The sequence below is a fragment of the Streptomyces sp. NPDC001617 genome (genome assembly GCF_053596855.1).
In genome coordinates this window covers 61,379-85,305 of sequence record NZ_JBSFHA010000023.1, presented here as the reverse complement: position 1 = coordinate 85,305, position 23,927 = coordinate 61,379, and the positions used below count along the sequence as shown (strand labels likewise).

21 protein-coding genes and 1 pseudogene are annotated in these 23,927 nt (G+C 71.9%); 15 read left to right on the top strand and 7 right to left on the bottom strand.

Annotation, left to right across the window (positions count from 1 at the left end; genetic code table 11):
- Positions 1 to 13 precede the first annotated feature (13 nt).
- Positions 14 to 799, bottom strand: a complete 786-nt coding sequence (locus ACWC09_RS19555) for a VOC family protein (protein WP_450851799.1) — start codon at positions 797 to 799, stop codon at positions 14 to 16.
- 206 nt (positions 800 to 1,005) lie between these two features.
- Between ACWC09_RS19555 and ACWC09_RS19550 the strand changes: the two genes are divergently transcribed.
- Both ACWC09_RS19550 and ACWC09_RS19545 read left to right on the top strand, forming a co-directional pair.
- A complete protein-coding gene (locus ACWC09_RS19550; RefSeq protein ID WP_450851798.1) occupies positions 1,006 to 1,251 on the top strand; it encodes a WhiB family transcriptional regulator in 246 nt (81 codons plus the stop codon).
- Positions 1,252 to 1,370: 119 nt separating this feature from the next.
- Complete coding sequence (locus ACWC09_RS19545; protein ID WP_450851797.1) at positions 1,371 to 4,724, top strand: hypothetical protein; 3,354 nt, start codon at positions 1,371 to 1,373, stop codon at positions 4,722 to 4,724.
- 6 nt (positions 4,725 to 4,730) lie between these two features.
- Here the strand turns inward: ACWC09_RS19545 and ACWC09_RS19540 are convergent, their stop codons facing one another.
- The 3 genes from ACWC09_RS19540 to ACWC09_RS19530 all read right to left on the bottom strand — a co-directional run bounded on the left by ACWC09_RS19540 (position 4,731) and on the right by ACWC09_RS19530 (position 8,443).
- A complete protein-coding gene (locus ACWC09_RS19540) occupies positions 4,731 to 5,705 on the bottom strand; it encodes an acyl-ACP desaturase (protein ID WP_450851796.1) in 975 nt (324 codons plus the stop codon).
- A gap of 216 nt (positions 5,706 to 5,921) precedes the next feature.
- A complete protein-coding gene (gene ddaH / locus ACWC09_RS19535; protein WP_450851795.1) occupies positions 5,922 to 6,698 on the bottom strand; it encodes a dimethylargininase in 777 nt (258 codons plus the stop codon).
- A gap of 131 nt (positions 6,699 to 6,829) precedes the next feature.
- Entirely contained in the window at positions 6,830 to 8,443 is a 1,614-nt protein-coding gene (locus ACWC09_RS19530) for an ABC-F family ATP-binding cassette domain-containing protein (protein ID WP_450851794.1), read from the bottom strand.
- Between the two features lie 302 nt (positions 8,444 to 8,745).
- Here ACWC09_RS19530 and ACWC09_RS19525 point away from each other — a divergent pair, with 302 nt between their 5' ends.
- Together ACWC09_RS19525 and ACWC09_RS19520 are read left to right on the top strand one after the other, a co-directional pair.
- The gene (locus tag ACWC09_RS19525) at positions 8,746 to 9,360 is read left to right on the top strand and encodes a GOLPH3/VPS74 family protein (RefSeq protein WP_450851793.1); all 615 of its coding nucleotides are present in this window, start codon (positions 8,746 to 8,748) and stop codon (positions 9,358 to 9,360) included.
- A gap of 59 nt (positions 9,361 to 9,419) precedes the next feature.
- Positions 9,420 to 10,038 (top strand): annotated as a pseudogene (locus ACWC09_RS19520) (isocitrate lyase/PEP mutase family protein); the annotation flags it as partial.
- A 76-nt stretch (positions 10,039 to 10,114) separates the two neighbouring features.
- On the opposite strand, the gene ACWC09_RS19515 reads toward ACWC09_RS19520, so the two are convergent.
- Complete coding sequence (locus ACWC09_RS19515) at positions 10,115 to 10,528, bottom strand: SsgA family sporulation/cell division regulator (protein ID WP_450851792.1); 414 nt, start codon at positions 10,526 to 10,528, stop codon at positions 10,115 to 10,117.
- Between the two features lie 250 nt (positions 10,529 to 10,778).
- On the opposite strand from ACWC09_RS19515, the gene ACWC09_RS19510 reads away from it, so the two are divergent.
- On the top strand, positions 10,779 to 11,855 hold the full coding sequence (locus ACWC09_RS19510; protein WP_450851791.1) for a WD40/YVTN/BNR-like repeat-containing protein: 1,077 nt from the start codon (positions 10,779 to 10,781) through the stop codon (positions 11,853 to 11,855).
- Between the two features lie 67 nt (positions 11,856 to 11,922).
- Positions 11,923 to 12,255: a plasmid stabilization protein gene (locus ACWC09_RS19505; protein ID WP_450851790.1), complete on the top strand. Its 333-nt coding sequence runs from the start codon at positions 11,923 to 11,925 to the stop codon at positions 12,253 to 12,255.
- A gap of 3 nt (positions 12,256 to 12,258) precedes the next feature.
- Here ACWC09_RS19505 and ACWC09_RS19500 read toward each other — a convergent pair whose 3' ends face one another.
- Positions 12,259 to 12,555: a YciI family protein gene (locus ACWC09_RS19500; RefSeq protein ID WP_450851789.1), complete on the bottom strand. Its 297-nt coding sequence runs from the start codon at positions 12,553 to 12,555 to the stop codon at positions 12,259 to 12,261.
- A 42-nt stretch (positions 12,556 to 12,597) separates the two neighbouring features.
- Here ACWC09_RS19500 and ACWC09_RS19495 point away from each other — a divergent pair, with 42 nt between their 5' ends.
- Both ACWC09_RS19495 and mmpA read left to right on the top strand, forming a co-directional pair.
- Positions 12,598 to 13,293 (top strand): endonuclease V, encoded by a 696-nt coding sequence (locus ACWC09_RS19495; RefSeq protein ID WP_450851788.1) that lies wholly within the window; start codon positions 12,598 to 12,600, stop codon positions 13,291 to 13,293.
- A gap of 80 nt (positions 13,294 to 13,373) precedes the next feature.
- Complete coding sequence (mmpA, locus tag ACWC09_RS19490; protein WP_450851787.1) at positions 13,374 to 13,520, top strand: morphogenic membrane protein MmpA; 147 nt, start codon at positions 13,374 to 13,376, stop codon at positions 13,518 to 13,520.
- Between the two features lies 1 nt (position 13,521).
- Here the strand turns inward: mmpA and ACWC09_RS19485 are convergent, their stop codons facing one another.
- Positions 13,522 to 14,700 carry a saccharopine dehydrogenase family protein gene (locus ACWC09_RS19485; RefSeq protein WP_450851786.1) on the bottom strand — a complete coding sequence of 393 codons (1,179 nt, stop codon included), beginning with the start codon at positions 14,698 to 14,700 and terminating at the stop codon, positions 13,522 to 13,524.
- A gap of 205 nt (positions 14,701 to 14,905) precedes the next feature.
- Between ACWC09_RS19485 and ACWC09_RS19480 the strand changes: the two genes are divergently transcribed.
- From ACWC09_RS19480 to ACWC09_RS19450, 7 genes are all read left to right on the top strand, one after another.
- Positions 14,906 to 16,054: a CaiB/BaiF CoA transferase family protein gene (locus ACWC09_RS19480; protein ID WP_450851785.1), complete on the top strand. Its 1,149-nt coding sequence runs from the start codon at positions 14,906 to 14,908 to the stop codon at positions 16,052 to 16,054.
- Positions 16,051 to 17,193, top strand: coding sequence for an acyl-CoA dehydrogenase family protein (locus tag ACWC09_RS19475; protein WP_450851784.1), 1,143 nt, complete (start codon positions 16,051 to 16,053; stop codon positions 17,191 to 17,193). Before ACWC09_RS19480 ends, ACWC09_RS19475 begins: the two co-directional genes overlap by 4 nt.
- Positions 17,194 to 17,214: 21 nt before the next feature.
- The gene (locus tag ACWC09_RS19470; protein ID WP_450851783.1) at positions 17,215 to 18,429 is read left to right on the top strand and encodes an acetyl-CoA C-acetyltransferase; all 1,215 of its coding nucleotides are present in this window, start codon (positions 17,215 to 17,217) and stop codon (positions 18,427 to 18,429) included.
- A gap of 50 nt (positions 18,430 to 18,479) precedes the next feature.
- Positions 18,480 to 20,654 carry a 3-hydroxyacyl-CoA dehydrogenase NAD-binding domain-containing protein gene (locus ACWC09_RS19465; protein ID WP_450851782.1) on the top strand — a complete coding sequence of 725 codons (2,175 nt, stop codon included), beginning with the start codon at positions 18,480 to 18,482 and terminating at the stop codon, positions 20,652 to 20,654.
- A 72-nt stretch (positions 20,655 to 20,726) separates the two neighbouring features.
- Complete coding sequence (locus ACWC09_RS19460; RefSeq protein ID WP_450851781.1) at positions 20,727 to 21,344, top strand: DinB family protein; 618 nt, start codon at positions 20,727 to 20,729, stop codon at positions 21,342 to 21,344.
- Positions 21,345 to 21,458: 114 nt separating this feature from the next.
- A complete protein-coding gene (locus ACWC09_RS19455; protein WP_450851780.1) occupies positions 21,459 to 23,087 on the top strand; it encodes a thiamine pyrophosphate-binding protein in 1,629 nt (542 codons plus the stop codon).
- A gap of 65 nt (positions 23,088 to 23,152) precedes the next feature.
- Entirely contained in the window at positions 23,153 to 23,893 is a 741-nt protein-coding gene (locus ACWC09_RS19450; protein WP_450851779.1) for an IclR family transcriptional regulator, read from the top strand.
- The last annotated feature ends 34 nt before the right edge of the window (positions 23,894 to 23,927 follow it).

Sequence of the window (23,927 nt, the reverse complement as noted above, 5' to 3'; positions counted from 1 at the left end):
GAGGCGCTTCAGCTCACGTCTGTTGTGGTGCGCTCTTGATCACCGCGAACCTGGCGCCGTAGGGATCCGCCAGCCTTGCGATGCTGCCCACACCCTCGATCTCCGTGGCCGGCATGCGGACCGTGCCGCCCAGTTCCCGCGCCTTCGCGACGGTGGCTTCCGCGTCGGTGACCTCGAAGTACGGGAGCCAGTACGGGCTGTCCTCCGTCGGGTCGTCGGCCAGGGAGACGATGCCGCCGAACATGGACTCCTCGCCGCCCCCGGTGGGGTTGATGCAGGTGTACGTACCGCCCGGGAAGGGCACCGCCGCGGTCTCCAGGCCCAGTGTCTCGTGGTAGAACCAGGCAGCCGCGGCCATGTCCGGCGTGTACAGCTCCACCCAGGACAGCGCGCCGGCCTCGTTCGCCAGGTCCACGCCCTTCGTCCGGCCCGGCTGCCAGATGCCGAACGGCACGCTCGCCTTGTCGGCGAGGATCGCCATATGGCCCTCGCCCATGACGTCCATGGGCTGCATGAGCACACTGCCGTGCGCCTGCTCGGCGGCCTTGGCGGTGGCCTCGGCGTCCGCGCTCTGGAAGTAGACGGTCCAGGTGGGCGGGCCCTGCTCGGGCCCGGTCTGCATACCGCCGGCCACGGTCTTCCCGTCCAGCTGGAAGAAGCCGTAGCCGCCGGAGTCCGGTCCCGCCGACTGGAACCGCCAGCCGAAGAGACCGCCGTAGAAGGAGATGGCGCCGTCGATGTCGGATGTGCCGACGTCGATCCAGTTCGGAGCGCCGTTGACGAAACGGGTGGTGAGCATCTTCGCCCTCCTCGGAAGGGTCCCGTTCTCTGCACTGCCGAGTCTTGCATCCCCCACCGACAATCGCCGCCGGAGTGACACCCTTCCGCGCGCCGCCGTGCGCCGCCCCGCGCACGCACGCCATCATCGGGGTGGCCGGAGGCCTGAACGGCGGCGTTGATCCCGCGTTGATCGAACGTTTTTCGGCACCCGGCACGCTCTCGCCCATGCACACCGACACCATCACCCCGGCCGACCTCGCCTGGCAGTCCGAGGCGCTGTGCGCACAGACCGGGGCCGACTTCTTCTTCCCCGAGCCGGGCAGCTCGGTCCGCGAGGCCAAGCGCATCTGCTCCCTGTGCGAGATGCGTCCCGCGTGCCTGGAGTACGCCCTGCGCAACGACGAGCGGTTCGGCGTGTGGGGCGGGCTGTCGGAGAAGGAGCGGCTGGAGCTCAGGCGCACGCCACGCTGAGGCACGGCCATGCTGAGGCACGGCCATGCTGAGGCACGGCCATGCCACAACATGGCCGTCCGGCGGGTGCCGTAGGAAAATCCACACGCCACACCCGCGTCTGCGGGCACAATCCCCGCATGGTCCGCCTCACCGCGCAGCAGCAGACCGAGAGCCTGCTGAACGCCCTCGATCCGCTCCCGCACCCGCAGCGCATGCGGGAACTCGCCGTGCGCGTACGCGAGATGACGCCCCTGCGACCGGTCCTGGACGAGCTGGAAGGGCGTGGGACGTACGGGCGACAGCTCGCCGTCGTCGCCGCGGCTGTCGCTGGTGACACCGAGTGGATCGCCGCGCGGATCACCGATCCCGACTCCTTCGTGCGCGGTCACGCGCTGCGGGTGGCCGACAGTCTGAGTGTTCCGGACACGGCCTTCGAGGCGGGGCTCGCCGATGCCGCCGAGGTGGTGAGGCGGGATCTGCTGCGTGCCGTCGTCGCCTCGGGGCGCACCGAACTCGCCGACCGGCTCGTCGACACCCTGCGTAGTGACTGGGGCGACGCCGAGGCGGCTCGGCTGCTGCCCGGATGTTCGGAGCGTACGGTGGCGCGGCTCCTCCCCGAGCTGCTGCATGCCGTCGGGGCGTGGACGACGCTGGCCAAGCGGCATACGGCGGTCCTGCTCGACACGCTGGAGGCGCAGTTGGCCGCGCTGCCGCCGGCGCTGCGCGAGACCTGGTGGCCGCGCTACGGGCACGCCGTGGCCGCGGTGACGCCGGCCGAGCCGCTGCGCGTACTGGGGATACTGGAACGGCTGGGGCCCACCCCGCTGCCGTACGAACTCCGCGTCCATGTGGGCAGGTTCGCCGCCGTGGACCCGCGTCGTGTGCTGCGGCTCCTGTTGACGCCCGCGTGGGTCGATGTCGTCGGGATCAGCACGCTGAGCCCGGCCACCCTGCGCCGACTCGCCCACTGTGACGGGCCCGAACTCCTCGAATACGGCAGGCACTTGGCGCGGTACGGCAATCTCCGGTTCCTGCTGCGGGCACTGCCGCCCGCTCGGCGGCGCGCGCTGCACGATGCCGTCCAGGAAGGGCTCGGTGGGTCCGACCTCGTCGACGGCACCCTCCTGGACACCCTGACGCGACGTCACGCGACTGAGCTGGCACGTGAGTTGGCCGCACGGGCGCGCGAACGAGGGGCCCGGTGGAGTGCGGTGCTCTTCGCCGAGTCGTACCTGCCCGTCGCCGAGGTCCGCGAGCAGCTCCTCGAGGCGACCCGGCGGTCGGCCGCCGAGGACCGTGCCGAGGCCTGGCCGCTGCTGATCCGCAACGCCGCGCGCTCCGGAGACCCGGCCGCCGTCACCGCCGTACTGGGGGACATGGAGCGGCTGCGCAATGAGCAGGACCCCGTGCGGTCGGCCGCGTTGCGCGCGCTCGCCGACATCCGGGCCGCCCTGATCACCGAGGACGCCGAACCGCACCTGGACCGCATCGCCGTCGACGCCGTCCAGGCCCGCGACTCCTCGCCCGAGACCCGGCAGCGGCTGAGCGCGCTCGCCGTCGCCGTGCTGCGCGAGCAGGCGGCGGGCGGATCGAGGGAGTTGGTGAACTGGGCGCTGCGCACCCTGGTCCGGATCTCCGGCCACACGGGCGGCGCGGACCTCGGACGCCTGGACCGCACGCTGCGGCGCGGCCAGGAACACCAGGTGTACGAGGCACTGCGGCCGTGGATCGAGGCGGGCGCGGAGAAGGCGGACTACGGCCTCGCCTTCGCGCTGGCCCGCGCGGTGGGCCGGCGCGCCGCCGGGATGGCCGAGCTGCAGGAGCTGCTGTGGCAGGCCGTCCGGTACGGCAACGACACCACCGTGCGCACGGCCGTGGAGCTGTGGCTGGAGCCGCACGCCACACGCGACGAGCGGGCGGCGCGCATCCTCGCCCACGAGCCCTCGGCGGCCGCTCTGTCCGCCGTGCGGCACATCGTCGTCCGCCGCCGCACCGACCTGCTGGACCTGCTGCTCGCCGAGACCCCGCCCCACGGGCGCTTCCTGACCAAGGGCACCCCGTGGTCCGTACCGGCGACCGTGGACGTACGACGCTGGGTGCCGCGTCAACAGGACGCGCTGCTCCGGCAGTTGGCGGCACTCGTCAGGGACGCCGGGCTGCCCGGGTACCGGCGGGCGGACGCCGTGGTCCGGGCCGCGTACGTGCCGGACGGTGGCGCCGAACTGCTCCGCGGCTGGACCGGGTCGTCCGACGTCGTCCTGGCGGAGGCGGCACTGGCCGCGCTGTCCCGCACCGCCCGGCCCGCCGACACGCTGCCCGAGCTGCTGGCCCACGCCGGCGGTGACCGGGCCCGGGTCGCGGTCCACGCGGCCACGCGCGCGTCCCGCCATGCGGCGCCCTCACGCCTGGCCGCACAGCTGACGGATCTGCTCACCTCGCCCGGCACCAAGGTGACCGGCCGCAAGGAGGCCGTACGGCTCGCCGCGGTGCGACTGCCGGTGCCGGAGGCCGCCCGTCTGCTCACCGAGACGTACGCGCGCGCGGGGACCCACCTCGACGTGCGTGCGGCCTGCGTCGCCTTCGCCGGAGGACTGCTCGCCCACGAGGAGATCTGGGACCTGATGCGCCACGCCGCGGGCGCCGAGCCGGTCCTGCGGGCCGCCGTGCTGCGCGTCGCCCCGCTCGACCTGCCCGAACCCCAGCGGGAGCGCTACGCGACCCTGGTGCGCGAGGTGAGCGGCACGGATGATCCGGAGACGGCCGACCTGGCCTTCGCCGCGCTGGCCCGCTGGACCCCCTGGTCCCCGGAGGCACCCGGCGTGCTGGCCCGGGCCGCGACCGATCTGTCGGAGCGGGCGAACTGGCATGCCGCGGCCCGCGGACTGGTCACGGCCGCCATGGCCTCCCCTCAGGGCGCCCACGGACTGCTCGACGCGCTGCGGACGCTGGTCGAGACCCCGGCCGAGACCGAACCCGACGCCGAGGAGCGACGCGACCGGCCGGCCCGCCAGCGGATCAGGTTCCTCGTCTCCTGCCTGGAGTACAACACCCGGTCCGCTCCGGCGGCCATCCGCCCGGCCGCGCTCGCCGCGAGCGAGTTGCTCGGGGAGTACGACGCCCACGTCCCGCAGGCCGCCGCCCTCGCCGCGACCCACCTGGACCTGGCCGCCGTACCGCTGAACCTGGACCGGCTGGTCGAAGTCGTCGGCGCCGGGCGACCCGTACTCGCCGCCGAGGTCGCCGACACACTGGAGACGCGCCTGGGACACCACGAGAAGCAGGTGAACCCCGAGGCCCTGCTGGCCGAGGCGGTACGGCTGACCGAGCGCGGCGGTCACACCGAGGGCCTGCTCGCCCTCGCCGTCGTCCAGGCGGTCGGCAACCGCACCGAGTGGCCCGCCCCCTGGCGTGAGCGGCTGCGGGCACTGCGCCGCCATCCCTGGGCCGACGTACGCGACGCGGCGCTGGAGGAGACGACGGCGTACGAGTGAGCGCCGTCAGGCTCCGGCGCGCGCCGCCATCCGGGCCTTTCGGGTGGCCAGCTTCTCGTCGAACTTCAGGGCCTCCGCGTCCAGGCCGCCCAAGAACAGGCCGAGCTCCTCCTGGGCCTGGCGGCCCTCGGGGCCGAGGCCGTCGATCTCCATGATCTTCAGGAAGCGGATGACCGGCTGGAGCACGTCGTCGTGGTGGATGCGCAGGTTGTAGACCTCGCCGATCGCCATCTGCGCGGCGAACCGCTCGAAGCCCGGCATGCCGTGACCGGGCATGCGGAAGTTGACGACGACGTCCCGGACCGCCTGCATGGTCAGGTCGGGGGCGAGCTCGAACGCGGCCTTCAGGAGGTTGCGGTAGAAGACCATGTGCAGGTTCTCGTCGGTCGCGATGCGGGCCAGCATGCGGTCGCAGACCGGGTCGCCGGACTGGTGGCCGGTGTTGCGGTGCGAGATACGGGTCGCGAGCTCCTGGAAGGCGACGTAGGCGACCGAGTGCAGCATCGAGTGGCGGTTGTCCGACTCGAAGCCCTCGCTCATGTGCGCCATGCGGAACGCCTCGAGCTTGTCCGGGTCCACCGCGCGCGAGGCGAGGAGGTAGTCGCGCATCACGATGCCGTGGCGGCCCTCCTCGGCCGTCCAGCGGTGCACCCAGGTGCCCCAGGCGCCGTCGCGGCCGAAGAGCGAGGCGATCTCGTGGTGGTAGCTGGGCAGGTTGTCCTCGGTGAGGAGGTTCACCACGAGGGCGATCCGGCCGATCTCCGTGACCTTGGACTGCTCCTTGTCCCAGGCCTCGCCGTCCTCGAAGAGTCCGGGGAAGTTGCGGGCGTCCGACCACGGCACGTACTCGTGCGGCATCCAGTCCTTGGCGACCCCCAGGTGCCGGTTGAGTTCCTTCTCGACCACTTCCTCCAGCGCGTACAACAGACGGGCGTCGGTCCAGACGGCTGAGCTGCCGGGGGCGGGGGAAGTGATCGTCACGAGAACTCCAGGGGACGTACGGCGAAAGCGGAACAAACCGGCGAGCGGTGCCGGAACTTACGAGAGCGTAGGCTACGAAACCGTAGGTTACGTAGCCGTAGGTTAAGCGGGGTGTAAAGATCCCTGATCAGGCTATGTTTCCTAGGACTTCCAAGGACATGCCGGAAAGCCCCAGGACCGCAGGTCCCGGGGCTGGGGGAGTGGTCGCTTCACTCGTCAGGCGTACAACTCCCGCAGTCGGACCGAGAGGCAAGTCACACAGCCCTCGAGCTTCTCGAACTCGCTGATGTCCACCACGACGGGCTCGAAACCGAGGTCGGCGAGCAGATCCGCGGTCTTCGGGGCGCTGGCCGCCATGAGCAGTTTGTCACCGCCGAGGAGCACGACGTGCGAGCCGGCCTGCTCGGGCACCGACAGGAAGCGCGGGAAGAGCGAGGGCCGGTCGACCTTCGGGATGTGCCCGAGGACCGTCCCGTCGGGCAGCGCGGTGACCGCCGACTTCAGGTGCAGCACCTTGCTCACCGGAACGGCGACGACCCTGGCGCCGAGCGGCTCGAAGGCCGCCCGCAGCTGCTGCACGCCGGCCGCGTTGGTGCGCCCGCCCCGGCCTACGTAGATGGTGTCGCCGACCTTCAGCACGTCGCCACCGTCCAGCGTGCCCGGCTCCCAGATCCAGTTCACGGAGCAGCCGAGCCGCGCCACGGCCTCCTCGACCCCGGCCGCCTCGTCGCGCCGGGACTCGGCGCCGGAGCGCGCGATCAGTGCGACGTTCTTGTACATGACGACGGTGTCCTCGACGAACACCGAGTCGGGGCAGTCGTCGGCGGGATCGACCTCGATGGTCTCCCACCCGTTCGTCCTCAGGGCCTCGGCATACGCCTCCCACTGCTCCACCGCAAGATCGGCATCGACCTTCTCCCGCTCGATGTGCGTCACCAGACCTTCGGCGAGGCGCGGGCTGGGGCGGCGGACGAGGGCCTTCTTGCTGGGCACTGGGGGACTCCGTATCGGCGGGGCAGGGGACCGGGCGCCCCTCGTGGTGCAGGGCCCCGGTCCGCCATCATGCAGCGCGGATCCGCACGGGCAAAACCCTCATGGCCAGGCTGTGCCCCTCCTGAGATGCGCTACCCGACCTCCTCCGGTGTCGTTTCCCGCAGCTCACCGTCGAGCAGCAGCCACCTCGTGATGCCGATCGACTCCAGGAACGGCAGGTCGTGGCTGGCCACGATCAGGGCTCCCTCGTACGAGTCCAGGGCGGTCGTCAGCTGTCGGACGCTCGCCATGTCGAGGTTGTTCGTCGGCTCGTCGAGCATCAGGAGCTGCGGGGCCGGCTCGGCCAGCATCAGGGCGGCGAGGGCCGCCCGGAAGCGTTCGCCGCCGGACAGGGTCGCCGCCTTCTGGTCGGCGCGGGCGCCCCGGAACAGGAAGCGGGCCAGCCGCGCCCGGACCCGGTTGTTGGTGGCGCCCGGTGCGAACCGGGCCACGTTCTCGGCGACCGACAGCTCGTCGTCGAGCACGTCGAGCCGCTGCGGCAGGAAGCGGAGCGGCACGTGCGTGTGCGCCTCGCCCGACACCGGGGCCAGCTCCCCGGCGATCGTCCGCAGCAGCGTCGTCTTGCCCGCGCCGTTGCGCCCGATCAGCGCGACCCGCTCGGGACCGCGCAGATCGAACCCGCCGGCCACGCGCGCGCCGTACGCGAGCTCCAGGTCCATGAGGGTCAGCACGTTCCGCCCCGGCGGTACGGCCGTGTACGGCAGATCGACGCGGATCTCGTCGTCGTCCCGTACGGCCTCCACCGCGTCGTCGAGCCGTTCCTTCGCCTCGCTGAGCCTCTCCTCGTGCATGATCCGGTGCTTGCCCGCGGACTCCTGCGCCGCCCGCTTGCGCGCCCCCATGACGATCTTCGGCTCGCGCTTCTGCTCGAACATCTTCTGCCCGTACCGTTTGCGGCGGGCCAACTTGACCTGGGCGTCGACCAGTTCACGCTTCTGCCTGCGGAAGTCCGCCTCGGCGACCCGCACCATCCGCTCGGCCGCCTCCTGTTCGACCGCGAGGGCCTCCTCGTACGAGGAGAAGTTGCCGCCGTGCCAGGTGACCTCACCGGAGCGCAGATCGGCGATCTGGTCGACGAGGTCGAGGAGTTCGCGGTCGTGGCTGACCACGACCATCACGCCCGACCAGGACGAGACGGCCGCGTACAGCCGCCGGCGCGCGTACAGGTCGAGGTTGTTGGTCGGCTCGTCCAGCAGCAGCACGTCCGGTCGGCGCAGCAACAGGGCCGCCAGTCGCAGCAGTACGGACTCGCCGCCCGAGACCTCGCCGATGGTGCGGTCCAACTCGACGTGGCCGAGTCCGAGTTCGCCGAGCGTGGCGAGCGCGCGCTCCTCCACGTCCCAGTCGTCGCCGACGGTCTCGAAGTGCTCCTCGGCCGCGTCACCCGCCTCGATGGCGTGCAGCGCGGCCCGCTGGGCGGCGATGCCGAGTGCCTGGTCGACGCGCAGGTGGGTGTCGAGCGTGACGTTCTGCGGGAGATGACCGACCTCGCCCGCGACACGCACGGCGCCGTCGGCCGGGGCGAGTTCACCGGCGATCAGCTTCAACAGGGTCGACTTTCCCGATCCGTTGACGCCGACCAACCCCGTCCTGCCCGGGCCGAAGGCGACGTCCAGCCCCTCGAAGACGGTGGTGCCGTCGGGCCAGGCGAAGGACAGGGACGTACAAGTGAGGGAAGAAGACATACGGGCCTCGCGGTTGCTCGATGCGGTTAAGGGCAAACGCGTATCGAGACACCTGCGACCAAGGGGCCCTGGGAGGAACAGGGGACACAGAGAAGGCCCTGCCCGTCGGGACGGCTCGAATGCCGAGGTCGCACGCGGCGTCCGCACACCTCATATGTGTGTGACGCGGTGTCTCAGGACCTCAGACGAGCAACGTCCTACTCCGATCGACGGCAACAGAACCGCTGTACACCGTACGAGCGCCCCTGACGGCTGTCAACGAATTAACGTGAACCTCGACCTCGCCGCACCAAGGAGACCTCGTGCCCCACGGTTCGCTCTCACTCCCGGCCCGGCTCTGCCTGCTGGCCTGGGATTCCACCACCACCGAGGTCATGGCCACGGCCCATGTGGTGCGGGCCGGCGCCCTCACCGAACTGGCCCGGCGCGGCCTGCTCACCGACGAGGACGGCATCGCCACGCCCGTCGACATGGACGCCCTCAGCCATGACCCCGTCCTGGACGGTCTCCTGGAGCTGGTCCGCGAGTCCCGGCCGCACCACTGGCGCTCCTGGGTGACGCTGCACGCGCGCGTGACGTTCGACGCGGTACGGGAACAGCTGACCGCCGAGGGGTACCTCCGGGCGGAGAAGAAGCGGGTCCTGGGCGTCTTCCCGAGCGTGGAGCACGTAATGGAGAACACGGCCGCCGTGGACGCGCTGCGGGAGGAGGCCCGGCAGATCCTGGAGGGCCGGGCCCCGGAGGTCTCGGAGCAGCAGGCGGCCTTCGCCGCCCTCGCCGTCGCCGCGGACCTGCCCGCCCTGCTCCAGGACGGCGACCGCGAGCGCCACAAGGAGCGCGTGGAGGAACTGATCGAGCGCAGCGGGGCGGGCGCGGTCCTGAGCGACCTGTGCGCGGCCCTGCCGGCGACGGGCTGAGGCCTCCCCCCCATCGACGTCGGATTCCTGCCGGCCCCTGCCCCGCGGCCGCTGGTCGAGTGAGCCGCAGGACGACGACTCTCCGCGACGGCGCCCTCGCCTTCCGCGCCCTCCACACCCCCCGGCACCCCCGCTCGTCCTGCCGAACGCCTGGGACCTGACCGGCGCCCGGACCATCGCGGACGCGGGAGCGGCGGCGGTCGCCACCACGAGCGAGGGTCTGTCCTGGTCCCTCGGCACGGCGGACGGCGACCGCCTGGACCACGCCACGGCCCTCACAGCCGTCGCCCGTATGGCCGCCGCGGTCGATCTACCCTCAGCGCCGACATCGAGACCGCCTACGGGAAGGACGCGGCAGGCGCGGTGGGCGTGAACATCGAGGACGCCCTCTACGAGCCGGGCACGGGCCCCCTGCGCCCCGTGACGGAACAGTCCGACCGCATCACGGCCGCCCGCGAGGCCGCCGACGCGGAGGGCGTACCGCTGTTCGTCAACGCGAGGATCGACAGGTTCTTGAGGCCGCCGGGGGGAGTGGACACCACTCTGGAGCGAGCCGCGGCCCCCCTGGCCGCAGGCGCCGACGGAATCTTCGTCCCCGGGGCCGTCGACCCGGAGACGATCAGAGCGCTGATGGACGGAATCGACGCTCCACTGAACGTGGTAGCGGGACCGGTCGCAACAGTTTCCTCTTGGCTCGGTGGACCAGGGACTCGGCTATGCAGACCTGGACAAGCTGCTACCAAGCGGTGAGAACTCAGGCGTCCCGCATCAACTCCGCCAGATCATGGTCCAGGTCGAGGTACAGGTGCTCCAGGCCCACGGGCACCAACTCCCCCGTGGCTCCCAGGAACCTCCGCACCTCCTCCGACCGCACATGCACCACAGCGGTCCCCTCCGGCGCATGGAACTCCAGCACGGTGCGGTCGTACCCATACGGCCGCACCCGCACGTCCCCCTGCCCCTCGGATCCCTCCAGCCCCGCGCTCAGAAGTTCACGCGAGAAGGTCCAGCAGACCTCCACGCCCTCCAGTGTCGCGGGAGCCGGGAAAGTCATACGGACCGCGAACGGATCGCTGCGGTCGTAGTGCAGCTTCGCCGGGATGTTGGGCATGCGAGGCGCGGCGGCGACGAGACGGGCCTCCACGGGTTGCTCGATGACGGTGGACAACGCCTTGCTCCCTTGTGACGGCTGGACGGGCTTGCGGGCTGATTGAGTCGGGCACTGCTAGAGACGCCGGAATCAGTCAATCCGTGCACACCAATTTCGAGTGACCTCCGTCACCGCGTTCATGCACGGAAGTGACGAGACCCACCTTCTGTGCCCCCGTGGGCAGTTGAGGCGCCCCCGGCCGTCTGGACGGCGTCCGGCCGGTCGGCTAGCTTCGCCCGCCATGAGGCGCTCGGTGAACAAGCGACGGATGAGACGGACGTTCCGCACGGTGGCCGCGGGGGCGGTGTGCTCGGCCGTGCTGGCGGCCCTGACCGCCGTACCGGCACAGGCGCAGTCGCAGGAGCACGCGGCACCGCACTGGGAACTCAAGGCCACCGGCACGCCGGACGTCCGCTTCCGCGGCCTCTCCGCGGTCAACCGGAACACCGCGTGGGTGGCCGGAACCCAGGGCACCGTGCTGCGCACCACGGACGGCGGGGCGAGCTGGCGGAACGTCTCGCCGCCCGGCGCCGCCGATCTCCAGTTCCGGGACATCGAGGCCTTCGACGCCCACCGGGCCGTGGTGCTGGCCATCGGCGAGGGCGAGGCGTCCCGCGTCTATCGCACCGACGACGGCGGTGCGACCTGGACCGAGTCCTTCCGCAACACCGACGCCAACGCCTTCTACGACTGCCTCACCTTCTTCGACCGCCGGCACGGTCTCGCGATGAGCGACCCGGTGGACGGGACGTTCCGCATCCTGTCGACCAGCGACGGCGGCCGCTCCTGGACGGTGCTCCCGAACACGGGCATGCCGGCCGCCCTGGACGGAGAGGCGGGCTTCGCGGCGAGCGGGCAGTGTCTGGTGTCCTCCGGGCCGTCGGACGTCTGGCTGGCCACCGGCGGCGGTGCACGCGCGCGGGTGCTGCACTCCGCCGACCGTGGGCTGACCTGGACGGCCACCGACACGCCGATCCCGGCGGGCGACCCGGCCAAGGGCGTCTTCGCGCTCGCCTTCCACGACCGCACCCACGGCCTCGCGGTCGGCGGCGACTACCGGGCGGACCAGGCCTCGCCGCAGGCCGCGGCCACCACGGCCGACGGCGGCCGGACCTGGCGGCCCGCCGACCGGCCCCCGCCCGCCTACCGCTCCGGCGCCGCCTGGCTCCCGCACAGCCGCACCGCCGCCCTCGCGGTGGGCCCCACCGGGACCGACCTCACCGCGGACGGCGGCCGCACCTGGCGCACGGTCGACACGGGCTCGTACGACACCGTGGACTGCACCGCCGACCTCGGCTGCTGGGCCGCGGGTGAACAGGGGAGGGTGGCGCGGCTGGAGAGGTGACGCATGGGGCCGGAATGCGGGTACTCGGTCGCGGACCGCGCAAGGGAACGCGACAGGAGTGAGCGAGATGCCCGCAGGTTCCAGCTCCAAGCGGGAGCGCCAGTACGAGCACATCAAGAAGAGCGCGCGGGACCGGGGAGAGAGCACCGCACGCGCCGAGGAGATCGCGGCGCGGACGGTCAACAAGGAACGCGCCCGGTCCGGCGAGTCGAAGCAGGCGAGCCGCACCTCGACGCAGGACATGTCGTCCGGCAAGCGGGGCGGTCAGCGGTCGGGCAAGGGCTCCCAGGGCCCGACCCGCGACCAGCTGTACAACGAGGCCAGGCAACGCGGCATCGAAGGCCGTTCGCACATGAACAAGAGCCAACTGCAGCGCGCGCTGGGCGACAGGAAGAGCTGAGACTCAGCGCGGCGGTTCGCGGTACTCCTCCAGGGCCGGCGCCGTCTTCGTGGCGACGAACTCGGTGATCCGGTACGTGCACACCTTGCCGATCGTGAACGGGTCCCCGGCGGCGATCTCCTCGACCCGCGAACGATCCTCCGCGACAGCGAGAATCACCCCGCCGTCGCGGGGGCTCTTGCGCCCGGCCGCGAGGAAGACGCCCTTCTCGAACTGCTCGTCCAGCCATGCCACATGGGCGTCGAGCAGGGTGTCGACGGCGTCCAGCGGGGCGGTGTAGGTCAGCTCCAGTACGAACATGATCGCGAGCCTACGCCTCACGGCCGTACCCTCGTCCCCATCATGACGACCGTACGCATCCCGGCGGGCTGGCCCGCGACCGAGGAAGAGGCCCGGGCCGTGCAGGACGCGCTGCGGACCCGGGTGGTGCTGGACGAACCCGGCCCGCCGCCCCGCACGGGCCATGTCACCGGCGTGGACGTCGCCTACGACGACGAGCGGGACGTGGTCGCGGCGGCGGCGGTGGTCCTGGACGCCGCGACCCTGGAGGTCGTCGCGGAGGCCACCGCCATCGGCCGGATCTCCTTCCCGTACGTCCCCGGCCTGCTCGCCTTCCGCGAGATCCCCACGGTCCTGGCGGCTCTCGACGCCCTCCCGTGTCCCCCCGGTCTGGTCGTCTGCGACGGCTACGGCCTGGCCCACCCCCGCCGCTTCGGCCTGGCGAGCCACCTGGGCGTCCTGACCGACCTCCCCACGATCGGAGTGGCGAAGAACCCGTTCACCTTCCACCACGACGACCCGCCCGCCCCACGCGGCGGCGCAGCCCCCTTGCTGGCGGGCACCGAGGAGGTGGGCCGTGCCCTGCGCACCCGCGACACCGTGAAACCGGTCTTCGTCTCGGTGGGCCACCGCACCACCCTCGACAACGCCTGCGCCCACGTACTGGCCCTGACCCCCGCGTACCGCCTCCCGGAGACGACCCGCAGGGCGGACGCGCTGTGCCGGCGGGCGTTGCGGGAGGCGACGGGGCGTGGGTGAGTGACGGGTGCGATCTGAGTACCCGGTCTGAGTACCTGTACGGATGTGAGCCCACCGCCCCGCTCGGCAGGCTTGCCGGCATGACGACGCACCGCGCCCCCAAGCCCCTCGCCGACCCGAACCGCCCCGTCGAGCGTGCCGTGACGGTCGCGCTGGTTCTCGCCGTGCTGGCGGGCATCGGCTGGATCGGCGGGATGATCTACACCGTGGCCGGGTGGTCGCTGTAGATCAGAGGTCGGCCACGACCCGGAAGGTCATGCCGGCCCCGCGCAGGCGCTCGGTCAGCGCGTCGCCCATCGCGGTCGCCGTGGTGACCTGGCCCGAGGTGTCCGGGAGCTCGTCGAAGGCCAGGGACAGAGCCGACTCGGCGAACATCTTGGCCGTCTCGTCGTAGCCGGGGTCGCCGCCCGCGACCTCCGTGAAGACACGGCGCCCGCCGCCCTCGCCCACGAAGCGGACCGAGAACCAGCTCTTCGCCCGCTTCTCCGGGCCGGGCCCGTCCCCGGGCTTGAGCCGGTCCGACAACCAGCGCCGCGCGGGCGGCAGTTGGGCCGCCGCGACGAGCGCGCCCATCGCCGCCACCCCGCCCACCGCGACGGGCAGGTGACGCACCGCCGCGTAGTGGCGGTAGCGGAAGTCGGGGCCGTACCGCTCCAGCGCCTTCGCCGACCGGTGCACGACCTGCGGGTCGATCGTCGGCAGCGGCAGCGCCCACGCCCCGACCTCCTTCGCGAACCGCGGCGCCCCGGTCGGCGCGGCGGCCCGCCTGCCCACCAGCCGCGGCTCGTGCCGCCGCCGGTCCCGCTCGGCGGCCAGCATCGGCCGCAGCCGCGAGAACTGGTTGAGCGCCGACGCGAAGGTGCCGCCCGAGAAGGTGGCATCCGCGGTGACGAATCCGTCGACCCTCAGCGGCACCCCCTCCGGGAGCTGCCGCACGGTGAAGTACGCGCCCAGGTCGTGCGGGATCGAGTCGAAGCCGCACGCGTGCACCAGCCGCGCGCCCGTCTCGCGCGCGCGTGCGTCGTGCCGGACGTACGTCAGGTCCACGAACTCCGGCTCACCGGTGAGGTCCAGATAGTCCGCTCCCGTGTCCGCGCAGGCGGCCACGAGGTCCTCGCCGTAGGTCACGTACGGCCCCACCGTCGTCGCCACCACGCGCGCGTGCTCGGCGAGTTCGCGCAGCGAGGCGGGCTCGGACACGTCCGCCCGCAGTACCCCGACCTGCTCGCCGCCCGGCAGCCGCTCGCGCAGCTCCTCCAGCTTCCGCTCGCTGCGGCCCGCGATCGCCCAGCGCAGCCCCTGGGGCGCGTGCCCGGCGAGGTACTCCGCGGTCAGCGTCCCCACGAAGCCCGTGGCTCCGAAGAGCACGATGTCGTACGGACGGTCCGTCCCATTCAGCCTGCTCATGACACCCCTTGGTCCGCAGCACGCGCCGTTGTCGGTGGCCGAGGCTAGCGTGAGGAATGCGGAGCCCGGCCGCCGGGTGAGCGCCCCGCACGACAATTGGCTAAGCGCTTGCTTGCCCAGGGCTTGCGCTCGGTGGAACGTGTTCTTAGCATCACTGGTGTTACATCAGTTGTGTCATACCCGTGTGATGACTCTTGGGGGCTGGATGGCAACGACGCCAGGACAGGGCCCGCTCACCGGCGTGCGCGTGGTCGAGCTGGCCGGGATCGGACCAGGCCCGTTCGCCGCCATGCTCCTGGCCGACCTGGGCGCGGACGTGGTCCGCGTCGACCGCCCCGGCGGCGTCGGCCTCGCGATCAACCCGGAGTACGACGTCACCAACCGCAACAAGCGCTCGGTGATCGTCGACCTGAAGTCCGCCGACGGCCCCGCACGCGTGCTCGACCTCGCCGAACGTGCGGACATCCTCATCGAGGGCTACCGCCCCGGCGTCGCCGAGCGCCTCGGTGTCGGCCCCGAGGCCTGCCACGCCCGCAACCCGAAGCTCGTCTACGGCCGTATGACCGGTTGGGGCCAGGAGGGGCCGCTCGCCCACCGCGCCGGCCACGACATCGCCTACATCGCCCTCACCGGCACCCTCGGCATGATCGGCGAACCGGACCGGCCCCCGGCCGTCCCCGCCAACCTCCTCGGCGACTACGCGGGCGGCTCGCTCTACCTGGTCGTCGGCGTCCTCGCCGCGCTGCACCACGCGCGCGCGGGCGGCACCGGGCAGGTCGTCGACGCCGCCATCGTCGACGGCACCACCCACCTCTCCGCGATGATCCACGGCATGCTCGCCGCCGGCGGCTGGCAGGACCGGCGCGGCGCCAACCTCCTGGACGGCGGCTGCCCCTACTACGGCACGTACGAGACGGCCGACGGCACGTACATGGCGGTCGGCTCCCTGGAGCCGCAGTTCTACGACGAGTTCGTGACCCTGCTCGACCTCCCGGAGTACGCCGACGCCCGCAAGGACTGGACCCGCTGGGGCGAGCTGCGCGAGGCGGTCGCCGCCCGCTTCAAGTCCCGCACCCGGGACGAGTGGACGTCCGTGTTCGCGGACTCCGACGCCTGCGTGGCACCCGTACTGTCGCTGCACGAGGCCCCGCACCACCCGCACCTCGCCGCCCGCGGCACCTTCACCGACCACGGCGGCATCACCCAGCCGGCCCCCGCACCCCGCTTCTCCGCGACCCCCACCGCCGTACGCACCGGCCCCGCCCGGCCGGGCGCCGACACCGCCGACGTGGCGCGCGACTGGGACGCACCCGACCTCCTGAAGGACCAGGAACCCATGAAGGGCCTCGAATGAAGCGGCAGGTCTTCGCCCCCGAGCACGACGCGTTCCGGGAGACCGTGCGCGCCTTCCTGGCCAGGGAGGTACTGCCCTATTACGAGCAGTGGGAGAAGGACGGCATCGTCTCCCGCGAGGCCTGGCGCGCGGCCGGCAAGCAGGGCCTGCTCGGGCTCGCCGTGCCCGAGGAGTACGGGGGCGGCGGCACGACCGACTTCCGCTACGCCACCGTACTGGCCGAGGAGTTCACGCGCGCGGGTGCGCCGGGCCTCGCCCTCGGACTGCACAACGACGTCATCGGCCCGTACCTCACCGGCCTCGCCACCGAGGAGCAGAAGCGGCGCTGGCTGCCCGGATTCTGCGACGGCTCGATCGTCACCGCCATCGCCATGACCGAGCCCGGCGCCGGCTCCGACCTCCAGGGCATCAGGACGCACGCCGAGGACCGGGGCGACCACTGGGTGCTCAACGGCTCCAAGACCTTCATCTCCAACGGGATCATCGCCGACCTGGTGATCGTGGTCGCGAAGACGACACCGGAGGGCGGCGCGCACGGACTGTCGCTGCTCGTCGTCGAGCGTGGCATGGAGGGCTTCGAGCGCGGCCGCAACCTCGACAAGATCGGCCAGAAGGCCCAGGACACCGCCGAGTTGTTCTTCCACGACGTGCGCGTGCCCAAGGAGAACCTGCTGGGCACGCTCGACGGCGCGTTCATCCATCTGATGACGAACCTCGCGCAGGAGCGCCTCAGCATCGCCGTCTCCGCGATCGCCGCCGCCGAGCATCTGCTGGAGATCACCACCGAGTACGTCAAGGAGCGCGAGGCCTTCGGGCGGCCGCTCGCGACCAAGCAGCACATCCGGTTCGAGATAGCCGAGATGGCCACCGAGTGCGCCGTCACGCGCGCGTTCCTCGACCGCTGCGTCGAGGAGCACTCGGACGGACGGCTCGACGCCGTGCACGCCTCCATGGCCAAGTGGTGGGCGACCGAACTGCAGAAGCGGGTCGCCGACCGCTGTCTCCAACTGCACGGCGGTTACGGCTACATGAGTGAGTACGCGGTCGCCCGGGCCTTCACGGACGGCCGCATCCAGACCATCTACGGCGGGACGACCGAGATCATGAAGGAGATCATCGGCCGTTCCCTGCTCGGCTGACCCTCATTGAAAGGCTTTCCAGTGAGTACCGAAGCGTATGTGTACGACGCGATCCGCACCCCGCGCGGCCGCGGCAAGGCGAACGGCTCCTTGCACGGCACCAAGCCCATCGACCTGGTCGTCGGCCTCATCCACGAGATCCGCGACCGCTTCCCCGGCCTGGACCCGGCCGCGATCGACGACATCGTGCTCGGCGTCGTCGGCCCCGTCGGCGACCAGGGCTCCGACATCGCCCGTGTCGCCGCGATCGCCGCCGGACTGCCGGACACGGTCGCCGGCGTACAGGAGAACCGCTTCTGTGCCTCGGGCCTGGAAGCCGTCAACCTGGCCGCAGCCAAGGTCCGTTCGGGCTGGGAGGACCTGGTCCTCGCGGGCGGCGTCGAGTCCATGTCCCGGGTGCCGATGGCCTCCGACGGCGGCGCCTGGTTCAACGACCCGATGACCAACCTGAACGTCAACTTCGTGCCGCAGGGCATCGGTGCCGACCTGATCGCCACCATCGAGGGATTCTCCCGCCGGGACGTCGACGAGTACGCGGCCCTCTCGCAGGAGCGCGCGGCGACGGCCTGGAAGGAGGGCCGCTTCGACCGGTCCGTCGTCCCCGTCAGGGACCGCAGCGGCCTGACCGTCCTCGACCACGACGAGCACCTGCGTCCCGGCACCACCGCCGACTCCCTCGCGGGGCTCAAGCCGTCCTTCGCGGACATCGGCGACCTCGGCGGCTTCGACGCCGTGGCCCTGCAGACGTACCACTGGGTCGAGAAGATCGATCACGTCCACCACGCGGGCAACTCCTCCGGCATCGTCGACGGCGCCTCGCTGGTCGCGATCGGCTCCCAGGAGGTCGGCGAGCGCTACGGCCTCACCCCCCGCGCGCGGATCGTGTCGGCGGCGGTCTCCGGCTCGGAGCCCACCATCATGCTCACCGGCCCCGCCCCCGCCACCCGCAAGGCGCTCGCCAAGGCCGGGCTGACCATCGACGACATCGACCTCGTCGAGATCAACGAGGCGTTCGCGGCGGTCGTCCTGCGCTTCGTGAAGGACATGGGCCTCTCACTGGACAAGGTCAACGTCAACGGCGGCGCGATCGCCCTCGGCCACCCGCTGGGCGCCACCGGCGCGATGATCCTGGGCAGCCTGATCGACGAACTGGAGCGCCAGGACAAGCGGTACGGCCTCGCGACCCTCTGTGTCGGCGGCGGCATGGGCATCGCCACCGTCGTCGAGCGCATCTGAATCCCCGGCGGAACCAAGAGACTTCAGAGATTTCTACGGAGACCCGAGTCATGACACAGAGCACCACCATCCGCTGGGAACAGGACCGCACCGGCGTCGTCACCCTCGTCATCGACGACCCCGACCAGTCCACGAACACCATGAACCAGGCGTTCCGCGACTCCCTCGCGGCCGTCACCGACCGCCTGGAGGCCGAGAAGGACACCATCCGGGGCGTCATCGTCACCTCGGCCAAGAAGACCTTCTTCGCCGGCGGCGACCTGCGCGAACTCATTCGCGTCACCCCCGACGCCGCGCAGGAGTTCTTCGACGGCGTCCAGGTCCTCAAGCGCAACCTGCGCCGTATCGAGACCCTGGGCAAGCCGGTCGTCGCCGCGATCAACGGCGCGGCCCTGGGCGGCGGCTACGAGATCGCCCTGGCCTGCCACCACCGGATCGCCCTCGACACCTCCGCCACGAAGATCGGCTGCCCCGAGGTCACCCTCGGGCTGCTCCCGGGCGGCGGCGGTGTCGTGCGTACCGTCCGTCTGCTGGGCATCGCCGACGCGCTGTTGAAGGTCCTGCTCCAGGGAACCCAGTACAACGCCCAGCGCGCCCTGCAGAACGGCCTGGTCGACGACGTGGCCGCCACCCCCGACGAGTTGCTCGCCAAGGCCCGCGCCTTCATCGACGCCAACCCCGAGTCCCAGCAGCCCTGGGACAGGCCCGGCTACCGCATTCCGGGCGGCACCCCCGCCAACCCCAAGTTCGCGGCCAACCTGCCCGCCTTCCCGGCCAACCTGCGCAAGCAGACCAACGGCGCGCCCTACCCGGCCCCGCGCAACATCCTCGCCGCGGCCGTCGAGGGCTCCCAGGTCGACTTCGACACCGCGCAGATCATCGAGGCCCGCTACTTCGTCGAGCTGGCCGCCGGCCAGATCTCGAAGAACATGATCCAGGCCTTCTTCTTCGACCTCCAGGCCGTCAACTCCGGCGCCAACCGTCCCAAGGGCATCGAGCCCCGCCAGGTCCGCAGGGTCGCCGTCCTCGGCGCGGGCATGATGGGCGCGGGCATCGCCTACTCGTGTGCCCGCGCGGGCATCGACGTCGTCCTGAAGGACGTGACGCCGGAAGCGGCCGCCAAGGGCAAGGGCTACTCCGAGAAGCTGTGCGCCAAGGCCGTCTCCCGGGGTCGTACGACCCAGGAGAAGGCCGACGCGCTGCTCGCCCGCATCACACCCACCGCCGACCCTGCCGACCTCGCGGGCTGCGACGCGGTGATCGAGGCCGTGTTCGAGAACCCGGAGCTCAAGCACAAGGTCTTCCAGGAGATCCAGCACATCGTCGAGCCGGACGCGCTGCTGTGCTCCAACACCTCGACGCTGCCGATCACCGCGCTGGCGGAGGGAGTCGAGCGCCAGTCCGACTTCATCGGACTGCACTTCTTCTCGCCCGTCGACAAGATGCCGCTCGTCGAGATCATCAAGGGCGAGCGCACGGGCGAGGAGGCGCTCGCGCGCGCCTTCGACCTGGTCCGGCAGATCAAGAAGACGCCGATCGTCGTCAACGACTCGCGCGGCTTCTTCACCTCCCGGGTGATCGGCCACTTCATCAACGAGGGTGTGGCCATGGTCGGCGAGGGCATCGAGCCCGCGTCCGTCGAGCAGGCGGCGGCCCAGGCGGGCTACCCGGCCAAGGTGCTCTCCCTGATGGACGAGCTGACGCTCACCCTCCCGCGCAAGATCCGCAACGAGTCCAGGCGGGCCGTCGAGGAGGCGGGCGGCACCTGGCCGACACACCCCGCCGAGGCCGTCATCGACCGTATGGTCGACGAGTTCGGGCGGACCGGACGCAGCGGGGGAGCGGGCTTCTACGAGTACGGGGAGGACGGCAAGCGGGCCGGCCTGTGGCCCGGACTCCGGGAGCACTTCACACGTGAGGGCGCCGGGATCCCGTTCAGGGACATGCAGGAACGCATGCTGTTCTCCGAGGCGCTCGACACGGTCAAGCTCGTCGAGGAGGGCGTGCTGACGTCGGTCGCCGACGCCAACATCGGGTCCGTCTTCGGGATCGGCTTCCCCGGTTGGACGGGCGGTGTGCTCCAGTACATCAACGGTTACGAGGGCGGCTTGCCGGGCTTCGTGGCACGCGCGCGTGAACTCGCCGAGCGGTACGGGGAGCGGTTCCGGCCGCCCGCGCTGCTGGTGGAGAAGGCGGAGAAGGGGGAGCGGTTCGCCGACGCCTAGAAATTGAGGGGCGGGGCGCTGTCGGCTGTGCCAAGTTGGTGGGTCACCGGCCGACTCGCCTTGGGAGCGTCAGTGACAGCACCCCGTCTCGTACCGCTGCTCGACCAGTTCGACTTCGCCCGCGAGCGCCTGGCGGCCCGGCTGACCGGGCCGGTGATGGACAGCGGCAACGGTTCGCCGGTCGAGGTCGGCGTCATGACCGACGAGGAGTACCTCTGGGAGCCGGTGTCGGAGTGCTGGTCGGTCCGACGGCGCGCGGACGGCCCCGGCCCGCTGGCGACGTACCTGACCGGCACCGGCGAATGGGGCCGGGACGCCGCCTCCTTCCCCCACCCCTGGCCGCCGCCGTTCACCACCCTCGGCTGGCGCCTGGGCCACCTCAGCGAACTGCTCTTCCTCCGGGCGGAGCACACCGTCGGCGGCCACGCCCTCACCACGGACGACTACGCCGTCGCCGGGGACGCGGCAGCAGCGATCGCCGCCTTCGACACCGCCGCCACGGCCTGGCGCAAGGCCCTGCTCACCGCCGACGACACCGCCCTCGACACGGTCGGATTCTGCACCTACCCGCACGGCAGCGACCCGGAGGAGCCGTTCCTCGACGTCGTCTGGTGGGTCAACCAGGAACTCCTGCACCACGGAGCGGAGATCGCCCTGCTCCGGGACCTGTACCGGGAGCGGCGGAGCTGAGGCGGCCCGGAGTTCCTTTCGCTCAGTGACACGCCCCGCTTGCTCCCGGCCCCCCGCCCCCCGACGCTGACCCGCGAAGCGTCCACACGGTCCCGCCCCCACGAGGAGCCCCCCATGGGATACCGTCCCGCCCTCGCCGTCCTGGACATCCTGCGCGGCGAGGGCGTGGATCGCGTCTTCGGCAACCCCGGTACCACCGAACTCCCCTTCCTGGCGGCCCTCGCGGAAGCGCACGGCGCCCCCGAGTATGTGCTCGGCGTCCACGAGGGCTCCGTCGTCGCCATGGCCGACGGGTACGCGCGCGGCACCGGCCGCCCGGCCTTCGTCAGCCTGCACATCGCCGCCGGCCTCGCCAACGGCCTGATCGGCCTGCTCAACGCCCGCCGCTCCCGCACCCCCCTCGTCGTGACGGCCGGCCAGCAGGACCGCCGCCACCTCCAGCAGGACCCCATGCTCTCCGGCGACCTGATCGGCCTCGCCACGCCCGCGGTGAAGGCGGCATACGACGTGCAGCACGCCCACGACCTGCCGCTCGCCCTGCGCCGCGCCTTCGCTCTCGCCGTACGGCCGCCCGCCGGACCGGTGTTCCTGTCCGTGCCGATGGACCTGCTCGCCGAGGACACCGAGGTGGAGGTCCCGGCCCGCACCCCCTTACCCCCCGCCGGACCCGCCACCGGTCTCGAACGGGCCGCCCTGCTCCTCGGCGCCGCCGCCCGTCCGGCGATCGTCGCGGGGGACGGGGTCGGTCGTGAGGGAGCCCTGGACGCGCTGGTCCGCACGGCGGAGGCGTGCGGCGCCGTCGTCCACCATCAGCCCATGGCCGACTGCCTCGACTTCCCCACCACGCACCCCCTGTACGCCGGCATGCTGCCGCCCCGCCACGACGCCATCCGCGCCGCCCTCACCTCGTACGACGCCCTGCTGATCGTCGGAGCCCACGCCTTCACACCCCACCACTACAGCCCCGGCCCCGCGCTGCCGCGCGGCCTCAAGGTCGTCCAACTCGACTCGGACCCGGACGAGATCGGCCGCAACTTCGCCGCGACGACGGGCCTGGTGGGTGCCCTCGCCCCCTCCCTCCACCACCTCTCCGAACTCCTGCGCGACCAAGTCCCCGCCCACACGGCCAAGGGCCGCATCCTCCGCGCCGGCGAACGCCACACCGCCGACCGCGACCGCGCCGAGTCCGCCGCGCGCGCCGCCTACTCCCCGGCCCCGCTCGCCCCCTGGGCCGCCGCACACGCCGTGGCCCGAGGACTGCCGCCCGATGCCGTGGTGGTCGAAGAGGCCATCACCGTCGGCCTGTTGCTCCGCCGACTCGTCCGCCTCGACCGCCCCGGCAGCTACACCCACACCGTCGGCGGCGGCCTCGGCTGGGGCATCGGCGCAGCCGTCGGCCGCGCCCTCGCCGAACCGGGCCGCCCCGTGGTCGCCGTCCTCGGTGACGGCTGCACCCTCTTCGGCCTGCAGGGCCTGTGGAGCGCCGCCCGGCAGAACGCCCCGGTCCTGTTCGTGGTGATGAACAACGGCGTCTACCAGACCCTGCGGGACACCTACGAGTCGATGGGCAACCAGGGCCCTTGCCCCGGCACGGGACTCGGGCCACTGGACTTCACCCAGGCGGCCCGCTTCTTCGGGGTGGATGCGGTACGAGCCGACAGCGCCGATCACTTGCGTGAACTGGTCGCCGGGGCAGGCGAGTTGACCAGGCCGATGCTGATCGACGTACCGCTGCGGCAGTGACGCGCCCGCCCGGTCACCGCCGCCCACTCCTTGTCACCCCACCCGGAAGCGACGACCATCGATCCATGACGGACGGTCAGCTGCCGAAGTCGGTGCTCGCGCGTGGGGTGCTGCTCCTGCGTGCCTGCGGCGACGCCGGGACCGCCCTCACCCTCGCCGAGCTGGCCCTGTGCACGGGGTTGCCGAAGCCGACCGCGCACCGGCTGGTCGGGGAGCTGGTCCGGCTGGGGCTGGTCGAGCGCACCGAGGAGGGCTGTTACCGGATCGGGCTCGGGCTCTTCGTCCTCGGTCAGTCCGCGCCGACCGTGTGCGAGCTGCGGGATGCGGCGCTGCCGTATCTCGGGGACCTGCACGAGGCGACGCAGGAGAACGTGCACCTGGCCGTCCCGGACGGCACGGACACCCTCTTCCTGGAGAAGGTCACCGGCCGCCGCTCCACCCCGATCGTCTCCCGCACCGGAGGCCGGCTGCCCGCCCACTGCACGGCCACCGGCAAGGTCTTCCTCGCCCAGGACCCCTGCCCACCGCACCGCATCCTGCTCCGCCTCACCCCGCGCACCCTGGTCCTGCCCGGCCAGCTCGCCCGTGACCTCGCCCTGACCCGGGCCCGCGGTTACGGCGTCAACCTGGAGGAGGCCGAGGTCGGTGTCTCCGCCGTCGCGGCCCCGATCTACGCCCGCGACCACGGCCCCCGCCCGATCGCCGCGATCTCCGTGACCGGCGGGACCCGCCGCGTGGACGTGGACCGGGTGGGCGCGAGGGTGTGCGCGGCGGCGAGGGCACTGACGCGGACGCTGTCGGCCTGAGCGTGCACGGCCCGTTGCCCGGCCCGGCCCGGTC